This window comes from Pantoea pleuroti (genome assembly GCF_014156615.1).
Taxonomy (GTDB): domain Bacteria; phylum Pseudomonadota; class Gammaproteobacteria; order Enterobacterales; family Enterobacteriaceae; genus Pantoea; species Pantoea agglomerans.
Genome location: NZ_SBFD01000002.1, coordinates 131,248 through 147,769, shown reverse-complemented (window position 1 = coordinate 147,769; position 16,522 = coordinate 131,248). Strand labels below are relative to the sequence as shown.

At 56.6% G+C, this 16,522-nt stretch carries 15 protein-coding genes; 12 read left to right on the top strand and 3 right to left on the bottom strand.

Translation table 11 applies throughout. From position 1 onward, the window contains the following. Position 1 precedes the first annotated feature (1 nt). Together flgM and flgA are read right to left on the bottom strand one after the other, a co-directional pair. Positions 2 to 310 (bottom strand): flagellar biosynthesis anti-sigma factor FlgM, encoded by a 309-nt coding sequence (flgM, locus tag EPG66_RS04650; protein WP_010246375.1) that lies wholly within the window; start codon positions 308 to 310, stop codon positions 2 to 4. Positions 311 to 414: 104 nt separating this feature from the next. Beyond that, entirely contained in the window at positions 415 to 1,074 is a 660-nt protein-coding gene (gene flgA, locus EPG66_RS04645) for a flagellar basal body P-ring formation chaperone FlgA (protein ID WP_010246373.1), read from the bottom strand. A gap of 155 nt (positions 1,075 to 1,229) precedes the next feature. Between flgA and flgB the strand changes: the two genes are divergently transcribed. The 11 genes from flgB (at position 1,230) to flgL (ending at position 11,201) form a co-directional block, all read left to right on the top strand. After that, a complete protein-coding gene (gene flgB / locus EPG66_RS04640) occupies positions 1,230 to 1,643 on the top strand; it encodes a flagellar basal body rod protein FlgB (RefSeq protein WP_009090882.1) in 414 nt (137 codons plus the stop codon). A 2-nt stretch (positions 1,644 to 1,645) separates the two neighbouring features. Next, positions 1,646 to 2,050 (top strand): flagellar basal body rod protein FlgC, encoded by a 405-nt coding sequence (gene flgC / locus EPG66_RS04635; protein WP_013357440.1) that lies wholly within the window; start codon positions 1,646 to 1,648, stop codon positions 2,048 to 2,050. Between the two features lie 12 nt (positions 2,051 to 2,062). Continuing rightward, positions 2,063 to 2,737 carry a flagellar hook assembly protein FlgD gene (flgD, locus tag EPG66_RS04630; RefSeq protein WP_031592458.1) on the top strand — a complete coding sequence of 225 codons (675 nt, stop codon included), beginning with the start codon at positions 2,063 to 2,065 and terminating at the stop codon, positions 2,735 to 2,737. Between the two features lie 26 nt (positions 2,738 to 2,763). Further along, positions 2,764 to 4,020, top strand: coding sequence for a flagellar hook protein FlgE (gene flgE, locus EPG66_RS04625; RefSeq protein ID WP_182686101.1), 1,257 nt, complete (start codon positions 2,764 to 2,766; stop codon positions 4,018 to 4,020). 20 nt (positions 4,021 to 4,040) lie between these two features. Continuing rightward, positions 4,041 to 4,796, top strand: coding sequence for a flagellar basal body rod protein FlgF (locus tag EPG66_RS04620; RefSeq protein WP_010669843.1), 756 nt, complete (start codon positions 4,041 to 4,043; stop codon positions 4,794 to 4,796). 17 nt (positions 4,797 to 4,813) lie between these two features. Continuing rightward, entirely contained in the window at positions 4,814 to 5,596 is a 783-nt protein-coding gene (flgG, locus tag EPG66_RS04615; protein WP_003849881.1) for a flagellar basal-body rod protein FlgG, read from the top strand. A 60-nt stretch (positions 5,597 to 5,656) separates the two neighbouring features. After that, a complete protein-coding gene (locus tag EPG66_RS04610; RefSeq protein WP_029518984.1) occupies positions 5,657 to 6,367 on the top strand; it encodes a flagellar basal body L-ring protein FlgH in 711 nt (236 codons plus the stop codon). A gap of 9 nt (positions 6,368 to 6,376) precedes the next feature. Further along, positions 6,377 to 7,486: a flagellar basal body P-ring protein FlgI gene (locus tag EPG66_RS04605; RefSeq protein WP_031592460.1), complete on the top strand. Its 1,110-nt coding sequence runs from the start codon at positions 6,377 to 6,379 to the stop codon at positions 7,484 to 7,486. Next, a complete protein-coding gene (gene flgJ / locus EPG66_RS04600) occupies positions 7,486 to 8,448 on the top strand; it encodes a flagellar assembly peptidoglycan hydrolase FlgJ (RefSeq protein WP_010246357.1) in 963 nt (320 codons plus the stop codon). The genes EPG66_RS04605 and flgJ overlap by 1 nt, the downstream gene beginning before the upstream one ends. Positions 8,449 to 8,571: 123 nt before the next feature. After that, on the top strand, positions 8,572 to 10,221 hold the full coding sequence (gene flgK, locus EPG66_RS04595) for a flagellar hook-associated protein FlgK (RefSeq protein ID WP_010669846.1): 1,650 nt from the start codon (positions 8,572 to 8,574) through the stop codon (positions 10,219 to 10,221). A 14-nt stretch (positions 10,222 to 10,235) separates the two neighbouring features. Beyond that, positions 10,236 to 11,201, top strand: a complete 966-nt coding sequence (flgL, locus tag EPG66_RS04590; protein WP_031592461.1) for a flagellar hook-associated protein FlgL — start codon at positions 10,236 to 10,238, stop codon at positions 11,199 to 11,201. A gap of 339 nt (positions 11,202 to 11,540) precedes the next feature. Here the strand turns inward: flgL and rne are convergent, their stop codons facing one another. After that, positions 11,541 to 14,981 carry a ribonuclease E gene (rne, locus tag EPG66_RS04585; RefSeq protein ID WP_182686099.1) on the bottom strand — a complete coding sequence of 1,147 codons (3,441 nt, stop codon included), beginning with the start codon at positions 14,979 to 14,981 and terminating at the stop codon, positions 11,541 to 11,543. Positions 14,982 to 15,554: 573 nt separating this feature from the next. On the opposite strand from rne, the gene rluC reads away from it, so the two are divergent. Further along, positions 15,555 to 16,511 (top strand): 23S rRNA pseudouridine(955/2504/2580) synthase RluC, encoded by a 957-nt coding sequence (gene rluC / locus EPG66_RS04580; RefSeq protein WP_031592464.1) that lies wholly within the window; start codon positions 15,555 to 15,557, stop codon positions 16,509 to 16,511. The last annotated feature ends 11 nt before the right edge of the window (positions 16,512 to 16,522 follow it).

Genomic DNA, 16,522 nt, shown 5'->3' with positions numbered 1-16,522 from the left:
ACTAATTACCCTCTAAATACGCCTTGGTGTCGGCAATCAGCGCATCGGCGATTTTGCCGGTATCCATCTTCAGTTCGCCATTACGAATGGCGGTTTTCAGTTGTTCAACGCGCTCGACGTTAATATCTTTGCTGCTCGGCTGCATCAGCTGCGACTGCGCGCTGCTCAGGCTGACCTGGGCTGCTGCAGGGGTCGTGGCTGCTGCCACCGGGCTGGCGCTCTGGCGCACTTTGCTGCTGCCGGACTCACTGCTATCGCGGCTCTGTACGGTGCTGGCGGGTTTCAGAGGTTGCGTTCTGTCAATGCTCATGTTCGGGCTCCTGTACGGTCAGGGGAAGTCTGCCACCTGAATCAGAATAGCGTTATCGCTTCGTTGATTCTTCTATCGGCAGCACTACTGGCTTCTTTAACACTTTACAGCGTTATAAGAATATTCCCATCCTCGCGTACCTTACCGCTGACAATCTGGCCATTTCCCATCCTGACCCGGACCGACTGCGATCGGGCGGCGTTATTCAGCGCCTTGCCCTCACCGCTGGCGTCAAAGCCGTCACCGCTGGCAATCACCATCACATTCTGACCTGCCTTGACACGCCACGGCTGACGCAGCGTAGAGGGATTAATCGGCTGTCCTGGCTGGATATCACGTAGCACCACGGCGTCTGCGACCGAGTCCGCATTCAGCAGGGCGCGGGCAGGCAGAGTATCGAGGCGGCCGGTCTGCAGAGTGAAATCACTCTCGCTCACGCTACTGCCCTGGCTCAGCAGCCGGTTCGCCACCAGATAGGAACCGGTGACCTGCACCTGAACCTGAATATAACGGCGGTTCTCGCCACAGTTTGCCGCCACGCTCATATTGCCCCACAACCGGCTGTTGCCGGGCAGGGTGAACTGTGGCGCCTCACAGGCTGGCCACTGTTCCTGCGGCGTGCGTACCACCACGACCATGCCATCAGCATGCTGGGCGTCACGCGCTTTAAAAAATTGATTCAGTTGTGCATTAAGATCCCCGGCGGAAACCGGCAGGGCGATCGCGACCAGCAGACTGGTCAGCAGGGTCAGATATCGACGCATTGTGCATTTCCTCACTGATGATGGCGACGAGTGTACTCCCTTAAGAAAAATCCTTAATTGTCAAAATAGCGGTCATTTGAGGCCTTATTCAGACGATGACCCCTTGCGTTTTCAAATTAAGCTGCGAGCTCGAAATTCTCATACGCGGAGGAAACATGCTCGACAAACTGGATGCGGCGCTGAAATTTGGTACGGAGGCCCTCAACCTGCGTGCTCAACGTCAGGAGATCCTGGCGTCAAATATTGCCAACGCCGATACCCCTGGTTATCAGGCCCGGGATATCGACTTTGCCAGCGAGCTGAGTCGGGTGATGTCCAATGGTCGTGCGGAAGGCAGCAGCATGGCGTTAAAAGTCACGTCAGCTCGCCATATTGAAGCACAGACAAACGGCGTGCCATCGATGGATATGCTTTATCGCATTCCTGACCAGCCTTCTGCCGACGGCAACACCGTAGATATGGACCGTGAGCGTACGCAGTTCGCGGATAACAGCCTGAAATATCAAACCGACCTCACCCTCATCAGCAGCCAGATCAAAGGCATGATGAGCGTGTTACAAGGACAATAATTATGGCCTTGCTGAATATTTTTGACATTGCCGGTTCAGCGATGACCGCGCAATCACAGCGATTAAACGTCAGTGCCAGTAACCTGGCGAACGCCGACAGCGTCACCGGCCCCGATGGCAAGCCTTACGTGGCAAAGCAGGTGGTTTTCCAGACCGATGCGGCACCAGGCTCAGCCACCGGCGGCGTGAAAGTGGCAAGAGTCGTGGATGACCCTACACCGGCCAAGCTGGTCTATGACCCGGGCAATCCGATGGCAGATGCCAAAGGCTACGTGAAGATGCCGAACGTGGATGTGGTCTCTGAAAGCGTCAACACCATGTCGGCGTCACGTAGCTACCAGGCCAACGTCGAAGTGCTCAACACCGTGAAGTCGATGATGATGAAAACCCTGACGATCGGGCAATAACGGAGAAAAATTATGGCTATCGCGGTAGGCGTTAACGAAAGACTGGACCCCACGGTCCTTAGCTCTTCTAACACCAGTGGCACCGGCAACAATGCGCAGGATCTGCAGAATCAGTTCCTGACCATGCTGGTGACGCAGTTAAAGAACCAGGATCCAACTAATCCGATGGATAACAGTCAGCTCACCACGCAGCTGGCACAGATCAATACCCTGAGCGGCATTGAAAAACTGAATACCACGCTGGGATCGATCTCCGGCCAGATCAGCACCAGCCAGTCGCTGCAGAGCTCCACGCTGATTGGGCATGGCGTAATGGTCAATGGCGGACAGATTCTGGTAGGCAACGGTACCACAACGCCATTTGGCGTTGAGCTGGCCTCCGCCTCAACCGGCACATCGGCCACCATTAAAGATGCCAGTGGCACGGTGATCGACACCGTCGATCTGGGCGCGCTGAGCGCTGGCGTGCACACCTTCTCGTGGGACGGCAAGCTGACAGATGGCTCTGTCGCCCCGGATGGTAAATACAGCGTTGCGATTGCCGCAAGCAATGGCAACGCACAACTGGTGGCACAACCGCTTAACTACGCCTACGTCAATGGGGTGAGTACTGCGAACAACACCACAAAACTGGATCTCGGCACCATGGGCTCCGCCACCCTTGACGACGTACGTCAGATTCTCTGATTAACCTGTAGACAGGAAACAAACACATGTCATTTTCCCAAGCGGTCAGCGGCCTTGGCGCTGCTTCAAGTAACCTTGATGTCATCGGTAACAACATTGCCAACTCCGCCACTGCGGGCTTTAAATCGAGCACCATCGCGTTTGCCGATATGTTTGCCGGTTCTAACGTCGGCCTCGGTACCAAAGTTGCTGCGGTAATCCAGAACTTTAACGACGGCGCCACCACCACGACCAGTCGTGGCCTGGACGTTGCGCTGAGCGGCAACGGTTTCTTCCGTATGACCGACAGCAGCGGCGGCGTCTTCTATTCACGCAATGGTCAGTTAACGCTGGATGCCAACCGTAACCTGGTCAATACCCAGGGTCTGAACGTGACCGGCTATCCGGCCAGCGGCTCACCGGCCACTATCCAGGCAGGTGCTAACCCGGTGGCGCTGCGTATTCCTACCGAGCAGATGTCAGCCCGCGCGACCACCACTGCCGGTCTGGTTGCCAACCTGAACTCAACGGATACAGCGCCATCTGTGGCCACCTTCTCGACGGCGAACGCAGACAGCTACAACAAGAAAACCACGGCAACCGTGTTCGACTCGCAGGGTAATGATCACGCGCTCGACATGTATTTCGTGAAAGACACCACCAGCAACAGCTGGACCGTGCGCACCATTGATGGCAACACCGGCAGTTCAGCGGGTGACTTCAGAATGGCGTTTGACACCAGCGGTAAGCTGACCAGCGTCTCTAAGCTGGATGCCACCGGCGCTGTCGTCAGCACGACTACCGATGGCACCGTCGGCCTGACGCTGAACGTGGGCGGAGCGAATGGCGCAGTCGCCAATCAGCCGATCAACCTGAGCATGCTGGGCAGCCTGCAGCAGAACACCGGCAGCACCACCTTTGGCAGCCCGACGCAGGATGGTTATGCGCCTGGCGATCTGACCAGCTACGCGATCAATGATGACGGCACCATCACCGGCAGCTACTCAAACCAGAAAACCCAGCTGCTGGGTCAGATTGTCCTGGCGAGCTTCTCTAACCCGGAAGGTCTGCAGTCTCAGGGCGACAACGTCTGGTCTGCGTCAAGTGCATCCGGTCAGGCAGCAATCGGTCTGGCGAATACCGGCACCTTTGGTTCACTGACGGCTGGCGCACTGGAATCTTCCAACGTCGACATGAGTAAAGAGCTGGTGAACATGATCGTCGCGCAGCGTAACTATCAGGCGAATGCGCAGACCATTAAAACTCAGGACCAGATTCTCAACACGCTGGTTAACTTACGTTAATTCGCTAACAGGATTGCCATATGGATCACGCGATATATACCGCGATGGGCGCGGCCAGCCAGACGCTGGATCAGCAGGCGGTTACCGCCAGCAACCTCGCCAACGCCTCTACACCGGGTTTTCGTGCGCAGCTGAATGCGCTGCGCGCTGTGCCGGTGAGTGGCTGGTCGCTGCCAACCCGTACGCTGGTCGCCGCCTCGACACCGGGCGCCGACATGAGTCAGGGCGCGATGGATTATACCGAGCGTCCGCTCGATGTAGCGGTGCAGCAGGATGGCTGGCTGGCGGTGCGTACCGCTGACGGCAGCGAAGCCTATACCCGCAACGGCAATATGCAAATCAGTCCGACCGGTACGCTGACGGTTCAGGGCAATCCTGTGATGGGCGATGGCGGTCCGATTGTGATCCCGCAGGGCACTGAAATCACCATTGCAGCCGACGGCTCGATCACCGGGCTGAATGCCGGTGATTCGCCGAACGCCACGGTTCAGCTGGGCAAGCTGAAGCTGGTCAGGGCAACCGGACAGGAGCTGCAGCGCAGTGATGACGGCATGTTCCGGCCTACTGCGTCGACGCAGGCGACCCGCGGTGCCGCGCTGCAGGCTGATGCCACTATGCAGGTGATGCCTGGCGTGCTGGAAGGCAGCAACGTCAAACCGGTAGAAACCATGGTCGATATGATCGCCAACGCCCGACGTTTTGAGATGCAGATGAAAGTCATCACCAACGTCGACGAAAATGAACAAAAAGCCAACCAGCTCCTGAGCATGGGCTAAGGCACGAGGATAACAACATGATTCGTTCTTTATGGATCGCTAAGACCGGTCTTGATGCGCAGCAGATGAACATGGATGTCATTGCCAACAACCTGGCAAACGTCAGCACCAACGGCTTTAAGCGTTCGCGTGCCGTGTTCGAAGATCTGATGTACCAGACCATGCGCCAGCCGGGCACCCAGTCATCTGAACAGACAACGCTGCCATCTGGTTTGCAGATCGGTACCGGTGTACGTCCGGTGACCACTGAACGTCTGCATACGCAGGGCAACCTGTCGCAGACCAGCAACTCAAAAGATATCGCCATTAACGGCCAGGGTTATTTTCAGATTCAGATGCCGGATGGCACCTCTGCTTATACCCGTGACGGCGCGTTTCAGGTTGATCAGAACGGCCAGCTGGTGACCAACTCCGGTTTCCCGGTACAGCCAGGCATTACTATTCCGGCTAACGCCACCAGCATCACGGTGTCGCGTGACGGTGTGGTCAGCGTGACGCAGCAGGGGCAGGCCCAGGCCGCGCAGGTCGGTCAGTTAACCCTGAGCACCTTTATGAATGACGCCGGTCTCGATAGCGTGGGTGAAAACCTCTACAAGGAAACGCAGGCATCGGGCGCTCCGACGGACAGCACGCCAGGCCAGAACGGCGCGGGTCTGCTCTATCAGGGCTATACCGAAACCTCGAACGTTAACGTGGCGGAAGAGCTGGTCACCATGATTCAGACGCAGCGCGCTTACGAAATCAACAGCAAGGCGATCAGTACCTCTGATCAGATGCTGGCGAAATTAACTCAGCTTTAATCCCGAACAGGGCCAGCGCGTGCTGGCCTGAATGACAGACATTAATAAGGTCGTGACGCCGTGGCGAAGCAACAGATTCTCAAGCCTGGACATTGGTTAGTCGCCTCGTTGCTGCTAACTCTCAACGGATGTGCCCTGGTCCCGCGTACCCCTCTGGTCGAAGGTGCAACCACAGCGCAACCAATGCCGTCCGCGCCACCGGTGGTCAACGGCTCTATATTCCAGGGCGTCGCGCCGCTTAACTACGGCTATCAGCCGCTGTTTGAGGATCGCCGTCCACGCAACATTGGCGATACTCTGACCATTACGCTGCAGGAAAACGTCAGCGCCAGCAAGAGCTCCTCAGCCAATGCCAGTCGCGATGGCAGCAACAGCTTTGGTGTGAGCGCGGTGCCGACCGGTCTGGCAGGCCTGGTGGGTGCAGGTGGTGAAAAAGCCAACCTCAGCGCCGAAGGCAAAAATGATTTCGCAGGTAAAGGCGGCGCATCCGCCAATAACACCTTTACCGGCACCATTACCGTCACCGTGGATCAGGTGTTGTCAAACGGCAACCTGCACGTGGTCGGTGAAAAACAGATCGCCATTAATCAGGGCACGGAGTTCATTCGCTTCTCGGGCGTGGTCAACCCACGCACCATCAGCGCCAGTAACGCCGTGTTATCTACCGCTGTCGCCGATGCACGTATTGAGTACGTCGGAAATGGTTACATCAATGAGGCGCAGACCATGGGTTGGTTCCAGCGTTTCTTCCTGAACATCTCGCCGATGTAAGAGGTTTCAATGAAAAAGTTAACGCTGTTACGCGCCGGGCTGGCGCTGCTGCTGGGCTTCAGCCTGCTGGCAAAAGCCGATTTGATTCGTGATTTAACCACGGTACAGGGCGTTCGTGATAACCAGCTGCTGGGCTACGGCCTGGTTGTGGGGCTGGATGGCACCGGTGACCAGACTACCCAGACGCCATTTACTACCCAGACAGTGAGCAACATGCTGTCGCAGCTTGGTATTACCGTTCCCACCGGGACCAACATGCAGCTGAAGAACGTGGCGGCCGTCATGGTCACCGCTAAACTGCCCTCGTTTGCCCGTCAGGGACAGAACCTGGATGTGGTGGTCTCGTCACTGGGTAACGCCAAAAGCCTGCGCGGCGGCACGCTGTTAATGACGCCGATGAAAGGGGTCGATAACCAGGTTTATGCGCTGGCGCAGGGTAATATTCTTGTCGGTGGCGCGGGTGCGTCAGCGGGCGGCAGCAGTGTTCAGGTTAACCAGCTGAACGGTGGCCGTATCACCGGCGGTGCAACCGTTGAGCGTGAACTGCAGAGCAACTTTGGTACGCAGAACACCATTAATCTGCAGCTTAACAGCGAAGATTTCTCGATGGCGCAGCGAATTGCTGATGCCATTAACGCCCGTGGCGGCTACGGCGCAGCGCAGCCGCTGGATGCCCGTACCGTGCAGATCCGCGTATCGCCTAATAATGGTGCGCAGGTGCGTCTGCTGGCTGAGATCCAGAACATTAATGTGTCGATCCCGGTTGAAGATGCCAAAGTCATCATCAACTCCCGTACCGGTTCGGTGGTAATGAACCGTGAAGTGACGCTGAATCAGTGTGCGGTGGCGCAGGGCAACCTGTCGGTGACGGTTAACCAGCAGCAGAACGTCAGTCAGCCTGATACCCCACTGGCCGGTGGTCAGACGGTGGCGACGACGCAGACTCAGATCGATCTGCGCCAGACCGGCGGTGCGCTGCAACGCGTCAACGCCAGCGCCAACCTGAACAACGTGGTGCGTGCGCTGAATGCGCTGGGTGCGTCACCTATCGAACTGATGTCAATTCTGCAGTCGATGCAGAGTGCCGGCTGTCTGCGTGCCAAACTGGAAATTATCTGATGGCTGATATGCAATCTCTGACGAGTTCGGCTTTCGACAGCCGTTCCCTGAATGAACTGAAACGCCAGGCCAGCAACGATCCGAAAGGACAAGCGTTGCAGGTGGCGCGTCAGGTCGAAGGGATGTTTGTACAGATGATGCTGAAGAGTATGCGCGAGGCGTTGCCGCAGGACGGCATTATGGGCAACGAGCAGACCAAACTCTTTACCTCTATGTATGACCAGCAGATTGCACAGGAGATGGGGAAGCGCGGCCTCGGCCTGGCGGAAACCATCGTCAAACAGATGCAGCCCGCCACCGCGCCGGATGAAAAAGCCGGTACGGTGCCGATGAAGCTGGATAACAGCTTTATTCTCAGCACCAGCGGGGCAACACCACTGCCCGCGCAGCAGCTGGAGCAGATTGTGCGTAAGGCAATGCCGCGTCTGCCGCCGGTCGCTTCACCGACGGGTCTGCCCAGTGACAGCCGCGAGTTTATCGCCCAGCTGACGCAACCGGCCCAGGCTGCCAGCCAGCAGAGTGGCATTCCTCATCACCTGATTCTGGCGCAGGCTGCGCTGGAGTCGGGCTGGGGCCAGCGTCAGATCCTGACCCGCGACGGCAAACCGAGCTACAACGTGTTCGGGATTAAAGCCAGCGGCGACTGGAAAGGTGACACCACCGATATCATGACCACCGAATATGAGCAGGGCGAAGCGAAGAAAGTGCGTGCCAGCTTCCGCGTCTATAACTCCTATTTCGAGGCGCTGACCGACTACGTCAAACTCCTGACCAAAAACCCACGCTATGCGGCGGTGACGAACGCCTCAAGCGCAGAGCAGGGTGCGCAGGCCTTACAGGCGGCCGGTTATGCCACCGATCCAAAATATGCGCAAAAGCTGGTGGGAATGATTCAGCAATTCAAAAGTATGGGCGACAAAGTCGTCAAAGCTTACAGTCAGGATATGGGCGACCTGTTCTGATCATTGCGCCTCAAGTTTCACTTTAGCAAGCCGATAACATCCCTATAGCCAGAAGCGTTTTCGCCTGCTGGCGCCCACTTTGATGTCTGCCAGCCCGGTTGACGGGGAACGTAAGGAACCGAGATGTCCAGCATAATTAACTCCGCGATGAGCGGATTGAGTGCCGCGCAGGCCGCTCTGAGCACCACGAGTAACAACATTTCCAATTACACCGTGGCGGGCTATTCACGTCAGACCACGGTACTGGCGCAGGCGAACAGTACCCTGCAGGGCAATAGCTATTATGGTAACGGCGTGAATATCACCGGTGTACAACGTGAATATGATGCGTTTATTGCTACGCAGCTGCGCGGTTCCAGCGCGAACTACAGCGCGGTAAGCACCCAGCACAGCCAGATTTCTAACATTGACGATCTGCTGTCGACCTCGACTACCAGCCTGTCGACCTCGCTGCAGGGCTTCTTTACCAACCTGCAGAACGTGGTCAGCAACGCCAACGATCCGTCGGCGCGTCAGTCGATGCTCAGCAATGCGCAGGGGCTGGTCAGCCAGTTCCAGACGTCAGCACAATACCTGAATAATATGCAGAACAGCGTCAACGCCGATGTCGATTCCAGCATCAAGCAGGTCAATACCATTACCAGCCAGATTGCCGATCTGAACAAACAGATTGGCAAACTGAGCACGGCAAACGGTGCCGCACCTAACGATCTGCTCGATAAGCGCGATCAGCTGGTGAATACCCTGAATAACGTGGTTGGTGTGACGGTATCGCAGCAGGATGGCGGTTACACGGTCGCGATGGCCAATGGCCTGACGCTGGTGAACGGCGACAAATCTCACGATCTGGTGGCGATGCCCTCCAGCAGCGATCCGACACGCACTACCATCGGCTATGTCGATAAACAGGCGGGCAACGTCGAGATCCCGGAAAAGCTGATCACCACCGGTTCGCTGGGTGGTCTGCTGGCGTTCCGTACTCAGGATCTGGATCTGGCACAGAACCAGCTGGGTCAGTTAGCGGCGGCGTTTACCACCAGCTTTAACGATGTTCACAAGCAGGGCTTTGATAGCAAAGGCAATCAGGGCGTCGATTTCTTTAATATCGGCAGCCCGATCGTGGTGGGCAACAGTAAAAACAGCACCGCCGCGTCCGTCACCGCTGAGTGGACCGATACCAGTGCACTGAAAGCGTCCAACTACACCGTGAGTTATGACGGCAATAACTGGACCGCGACCCGCGCCTCAGACAGTACGGCCGTTACCATCACGCCAGGTACCGATGCCAGTGGCAACACCACGCTGAGCTTTGACGGTCTGAAACTGACCGTCGCCGGCACGCCTGCACCTGCTGCCAAAGACAGTTTCCTGGTGAAGCCGGTCCAGAACGCCATCAACGATATGTCAGTCGCGATCACCAGTGAATCGCAGGTGGCCGCCGCGGGTGCAGTAGGCGGTGAGAGTGATAACCGCAATGCGCAAAAACTGCTGAATCTGCAGGATGTGAAACTGGTCGGCGGCAACGCCACGCTGTCTCAGGCCTACGCCACCATCGTCAGTAGTGTGGGTAACAAAACCAGTTCACTGGAAACTACCAGCACCACTCAGAAAAGCGTGGTCAGCCAGCTGACTCAGCGCCAGCAATCGGTCTCTGGGGTAAACCTCGATGAGGAGTACGCCAACCTGACCAAATATCAGCAATATTACATGGCTAATGCGCAGGTGCTGCAGACTGCCAGCACCGTGTTTAATGCATTGATCAATATTCGCTAAGGGCAGGAGATAACATGCGAATCAGTACCAATATGATTTTTGAGCAGCAGGTGCGCGGCATCACTGACTCACAGGCCTCCTGGCTGAAATCAGGCCAGGAGCTTTCCAGCGGCCGCCGTGTGAATAATCCTTCGGACGATCCGATTGCCGCCTCTCGTGCTGTCGTGTTGTCTCAAACCCAGCAGCAGGGCAAGCAGTATGAGCTGGCGCGTACCTTTGCCGAGCAGGGTCTGTCACTGGAAGAGAATACGCTGAAAGGCGTCACCGATGGGATCATTGCTGCGCAAGGGCTGATCGTCAACGGTTCAACCGGTACGCTGAGCGACGATGACCGTGGTTCGATTGCTACCCAGCTGGAGGGTATCCGCGCCCAGTTGCTGAACCAGGCAAACAGCCAGGATGCCAATGGCCGCTATATTTTTGCCGGTTATAAAACTGACAGCGCGCCATTTGTGGATGCGGCTGGCACCGGCGTCGGTTACGCAGGCGGCACCGATGCGATCACTCAGAAGGTCGATACCAGCCGTACGATGACCGTGGGCCATACCGGTGACAATATCTTTATGGCGATCTCCGGCAATGCCACCAAAGAGCCGGATGGCAGCGCCAGCGAAACGAATGTGTTTACGATGCTGGATAGCGCCATTGCTGCACTGAAAGTGCCGCAGGATGATGCTGACGCCGCAACCAAACAGACTTTCCAGGCGGCGATGGATAAAACCAACCGTGGCCTGGGTAACTCGCTGAATAATGTCTTAACCGTGCGTTCTGAGATTGGTACCCAGCTTTCAGAGATCGATACGCTGAATGCCCAGGGCGATGACCGTAGTGTGATTTACAGCTCGCAGATGAGTGACCTGGTTAACGTGGATTTAACCGAAGCGGCTTCTAACTACACCATGCAGCAGACGGCATTACAGGCGTCCTATAAGACCTTTACCGACATGTCTAAGATGTCCCTGTTCCAGATGAACTCGTAGTCTGACCTGAAATTTTGAGCGTACTTTAACCGGATGCGCTTACTTTTTCCCACCCTCCTGATAAAGGAGGGTGGGATTTTTTTGCCTGCGATTCAGCCGGTGGCGGGAGTGATAGAAATTAAACCGGGTTGATTTACATCGCAGGCTGCTCGCATGGCAGTCCTGCTTTCACGCTTTACGCTTTCACGCACACACTTTCCTGATTCCTGATTCCTGATTCCTGATTCCTGATAAACGAGGAGGGGAGGTTAATTATCCTCTGTCCGCTGGCGGGCAGAATCGCAGGCATAAAAAAACCCCGGCTTGCAGGCCGGGGTTCAGTTCACAACAGCCTATGCGTTACGGCTTGGTCGCCGGGGCAGTGGCATGATGTGTGGCGCTATGACCACCTGCAGAACCGCGACCGTCGAACTCATAAGGTGCACGCACCCAGTCACTATGTGGTGCCGGTTCTGACTGCCAGACTGGCGCAGGTGCTTTAGTCATCGGCGCAGAGGCAAAATGTTTCCAGCGCGTACCATCATTCGGCACTGAGGCAGTTGCAGGCACTGATACAACAGGTTCGGCTGCAGTCACCGGTGCTTCAGGGGCGACATCGCGTGCGGCTACCGGAGCATGAGGTTCACGAACAGGCGCTGTTTCAGCTTCAGCAGCGACCGGCGCATTCAGAACTTCTTCAACTTCTGCTGCGATCGCTTCGCTGACGTCGGTAGCCGATTGCTCAGCAACTTCCACAGGCTGTGCTTCTTCTGCAACCGCTGCAGGCTGTGCAGTCTCAACCGCTGGTGTCACAACCGGCGCTTCAGTGACAGGCTCAGCAGGCACGGCTTCGGCTGCTACCGCTTCCGCTTTTGCTTCATCTGCCGCCGGAACAACGGAAGGCTGCTCGTCAACCGGCGCGTCGATAGCACGGGTATCGTCAGTATTCACGACCGGCACTGGCGTTTCTGCCTGCGGCTCGGCCTGTTGCACTGGCGCTTGCTGAGCAACAGATTCAACAGCGGCAGCAACGGGCAGCGCACTCGCGGCGTCTGCTGTCTCTTCGCGGTTGTACGCTGGCGTCTCGTGAGTCACATTCTGAACCTGCTCTTCGCTGGCCTGGCTCACCGGGTAACGGATCCAGACTTTACCGGATGCCATCTCTGGCGATGCAGCTGCAGCGGCCAGCGGCATTGCTGACTGAGTCGGATAACGCTCATCACGGTAACGACGACGACGCTGTCCGCTGACGCGCAGATGACGAGGCGAACGACGTGAACGACGCGGCATATTGGCGTTATCACGGTTGTCGTTGTCATCCTGCTCTTCACCCTGCGGTGCCTGGAACTCAGGCTGTGGCTGAGCCACGTCTGTCTGCTGAGGCTGACGCACTTCAGCCGGCTGGGCAAAGTCGCTGGCTTCGGCTGGCATAGGTGGACGGTTATCATCAACACGCACCTTCTGGTTCAGCTGACGCGGCTTGCGACGCGGCATAACCTGTACGCGCTCATCATCCTGCGGCTCGGTCACGTCCGGAACGTCGGCTACCACTACTGGCTGCTCAGCCACTTTGGCGGCTTCTTCACCGGCACGTTTCTCTTCCTGACGACGACGCTGACGCTCAGCACGCTGTTCACGGCGCTGTTGCTGCTGCTCATCACGCTGCTGGCGCGCTTCTTCGCTCAGTGCCGGACGCTCTTCACGCACTTCACCAGACTGGGACTGACGCTTGTTGCGGCGATTATCGTTGCCCTCGCGCTGCTCGCGATTTTCACGTGGCTCGCGACTTTCGCGCGGTTCACGGCTTTCACGAGGTTCGCGGTTTTCACGAGGCTCACGGTTTTCGCGTGGTTCACGGCCTTCACGCGACTGCGCGTTATCTCCGTTACGCGGCGTACGCTCACGACGATTATTGTTACGGCGGTTGTTGTTATTGCTGCGGCGCTCGCCACGGCCATTGCCGTTTTCCTGCTCGCTTTCAGGCGCTTTCTGGGGTTCTGCAACCTCAGTGGCCACGGGTGCGGCGGCAGGGGCTTCTTCGCCTGCGAACATTTTTTTCAGGCCACCAAGCAGACGGCCAAAGAAGCCGGTGCTGACGGTAGCAGGCGCAGCCACAGCAGGTGCTGCTTTTGCGGCCGGCTGGGCTTCAGCGCGCTGCGCTTCTGGCTCAACTTCTACCGGTGCCGGAGGCGCATCAGGCATCACAAACGCGGCCAGAGCAGGCTGCTCAGGACGACGACGTTCAGCATGTTCCTCTTCCGACGGCATCGCCATTTCGGCTTCATGCAGCTTCGGCAGATGATAGCTCAGGGTCTGCGTCTCTTCGCCTTTGCGCACGCGCAGCACGGAGTAGTGTGGGGTCTGCATCTTGTCGTCAGGAACGATGATAGCCCGCACGCCACCCTGGCGTGTTTCAATGGCGTTAACCGCTTCACGTTTTTCATTCAGCAGGTAAGAGGCCACCTGAACCGGAACAATGGCGTGAACTTCTTTGGTGTTGTCTTTCAGCGCTTCTTCTTCAATCAGACGCAGGATCGACAGCGCCAGTGACTCGTTATCACGGATGGTGCCGGTGCCGCTACAGCGTGGGCAGACGTGATGACTGGATTCACCTAATGACGGGCTCAGACGCTGACGGGACATCTCCAGCAGGCCGAAACGTGAAATGTGGCTGATCTGAATGCGGGCGCGGTCCTGACGGACAGCTTCACGCAGACGATTCTCAACCGCGCGCTGATGGCGTACCGGCGTCATATCGATGTAATCGATAACGATCAGGCCGCCCAGGTCACGCAGACGCAGCTGACGAGCAATCTCATCGGCCGCTTCAAGGTTGGTGTTGAACGCCGTCTCTTCGATATCACCGCCGCGCGTCGCACGTGCTGAGTTGATATCGATAGCGGTGAGTGCTTCGGTACTGTCGATCACAATCGAGCCACCGGAAGGCAGGCGGACTTCACGCTGGAAAGCGGATTCGATTTGCGATTCGATCTGATAGTGGCTGAACAGCGGGATTTCACCGGTGTAGAGCTTAATTTTGCTGCTGAAGTCCGGACGGCCCAGCGCAGCGATATGCTGACGCGCCAGTTCCAGTACTTTCGGGTTATCGATAAGGATTTCACCGATGTCCTGACGCAGATAGTCGCGGAAGGCACGCACAATCACGTTACTTTCCTGATGGATCAGGAACGGAGCAGGGCGGTTTTCAGCGGCTTTCTTGATCGCTTCCCAGTGTTTGAGACGGAAGCTTAAATCCCACTGCAGCGATTCGGCTGATTTACCGACGCCCGCAGTACGGACAATCAGGCCCATACCTTCCGGCAGTTCCAGCGCCGACAGGGCTTCTTTCAGTTCGGTACGATCGTCACCTTCGATGCGGCGAGAGATACCACCTGCACGTGGGTTATTCGGCATCAGTACCAGATAGCTGCCCGCCAGAGAGATAAAGGTAGTCAGCGCAGCGCCTTTATTGCCACGCTCTTCTTTATCGATCTGAACAATGACTTCCTGACCTTCACGCAGCACGTCTTTAATATTCGGACGACCATGCGCGTTGTAGCTGGAGGGGAAGTATTCGCGGGAGATTTCTTTTAACGGGAGGAAACCGTGACGCTCTGCGCCGTAATCGACAAACGCAGCTTCAAGGCTGGGTTCAATGCGAGTGATTTTACCTTTGTAAATGTTGGCTTTTTTCTGCTCGTGTCCAGGACTTTCAATATCCAGATCGTACAGACGCTGACCGTCAACCAGGGCAACGCGCAACTCCTCCTGCTGAGTTGCGTTTATTAACATTCTTTTCATCGTGACTTACTCGTTATTCTTTCATGAGTGATTACAGCTGCGGGCATAGTTACCCTGGACGAGTATCAACCGATGGCCCCGTGACTTAGTGCAATGTCGTCAACCTCACGGCTGTCGACCGCGCGAGGGGCGCAAATAACGTCGGTGGCCTGTTTTTCATAAGGGAAAACAGCACCAGATAGTGGAAATGCCTGAGAGAATAAAGAAAACCCGTGCATCCCATACTGTTGTCCAGGCCGCAACCCGCAGCCCGCTAAGTGCCTGATTTCACATTACGTCTTACGCCATTGCTGCGTGTCTGCTCAATCCGGCAAAATGACAATTTCGCTCTTTTTCTGCCCTGAAATGCAACAGGCAAGAAACTCAAGCATTATTCCATTGCTAACCTTCATATAGCAAGGCGACTTTAGCCAGCTTGTGAAGTTTCTTTACATTTAAATTGCTAATGTGTCGGACAAAACAGCGCTTTGCTGAAAAAGCCAGCAGAGAGGCGACCTGCCGTCACATCAACTCCAGAGTTAAGCACAGAAAAAGGGGTGGCGCTATCAGGGGACACTATTTAGAATCGCCGCCATGAAAACAGAGAATCCCGGCGTACATTTTGTCGCCATCACGGCTGAAAATGCCGGACAACGCATTGACAACTTTTTGCGCACCCAGCTCAAGGGTGTGCCCAAAAGCATGATTTATCGCATCGTTCGCAAAGGCGAGGTGCGGGTGAATAAAAAGCGCGTCAAGCCAGAATATAAGCTGGAGGAGGGCGATGAGGTGCGCATTCCGCCGGTTCGTGTAGCGGAACGCGATGAAGATGCCGTTTCCCCCAAACTGGCGAAAGTGGCTTCACTGGCCAATGCCATCCTGTTTGAGGATGAGTCGCTGCTGGTGATGAACAAGCCTTCCGGCACAGCAGTGCATGGCGGTAGCGGACTCAGCTTCGGGGTGATTGAAGGGTTACGTGCCCTGCGGCCGGAAGCACGCTTTCTGGAGCTGGTGCATCGGCTGGATCGTGACACCTCCGGCATTCTGCTGGTCGCTAAAAAGCGTTCGGCGCTGCGTTCCCTTCATGAGCAACTGCGTGAAAAGGGGATGCAGAAAGATTATCTGGCCCTGGTGCGTGGCAATTGGCCGTCACACCTGAAGGTGGTTCAGGCGCCGCTGCTGAAAAACATCCTGCAGAGCGGTGAGCGCGTGGTGCGCGTCAGCAGCGAAGGCAAAGCTTCAGAAACCCGCTTTAAAGTAGAAGAGCGGTTCGAGTTTGCCACGCTGGTGAAAGCGAGCCCGGTCACCGGTCGTACCCATCAGATTCGCGTCCATACGCTGCATGCCGGGCATCCCATTGCCTTCGACGATCGCTACGGAGAACGTGAGTTTGACAGTCAGCTGGCGGCAACCGGTTTAAAACGCCTGTTCCTGCATGCTGCGGCGCTGACCTTTACGCATCCCGGCACTGGCGAAGTGATGCGGGTCGAAGCGCCACTGGATGATGGCCTGAAGCAATGCCTGCTTAAGCTGCGTCAGCTGAAAGCGTAATCTCTCCGGCA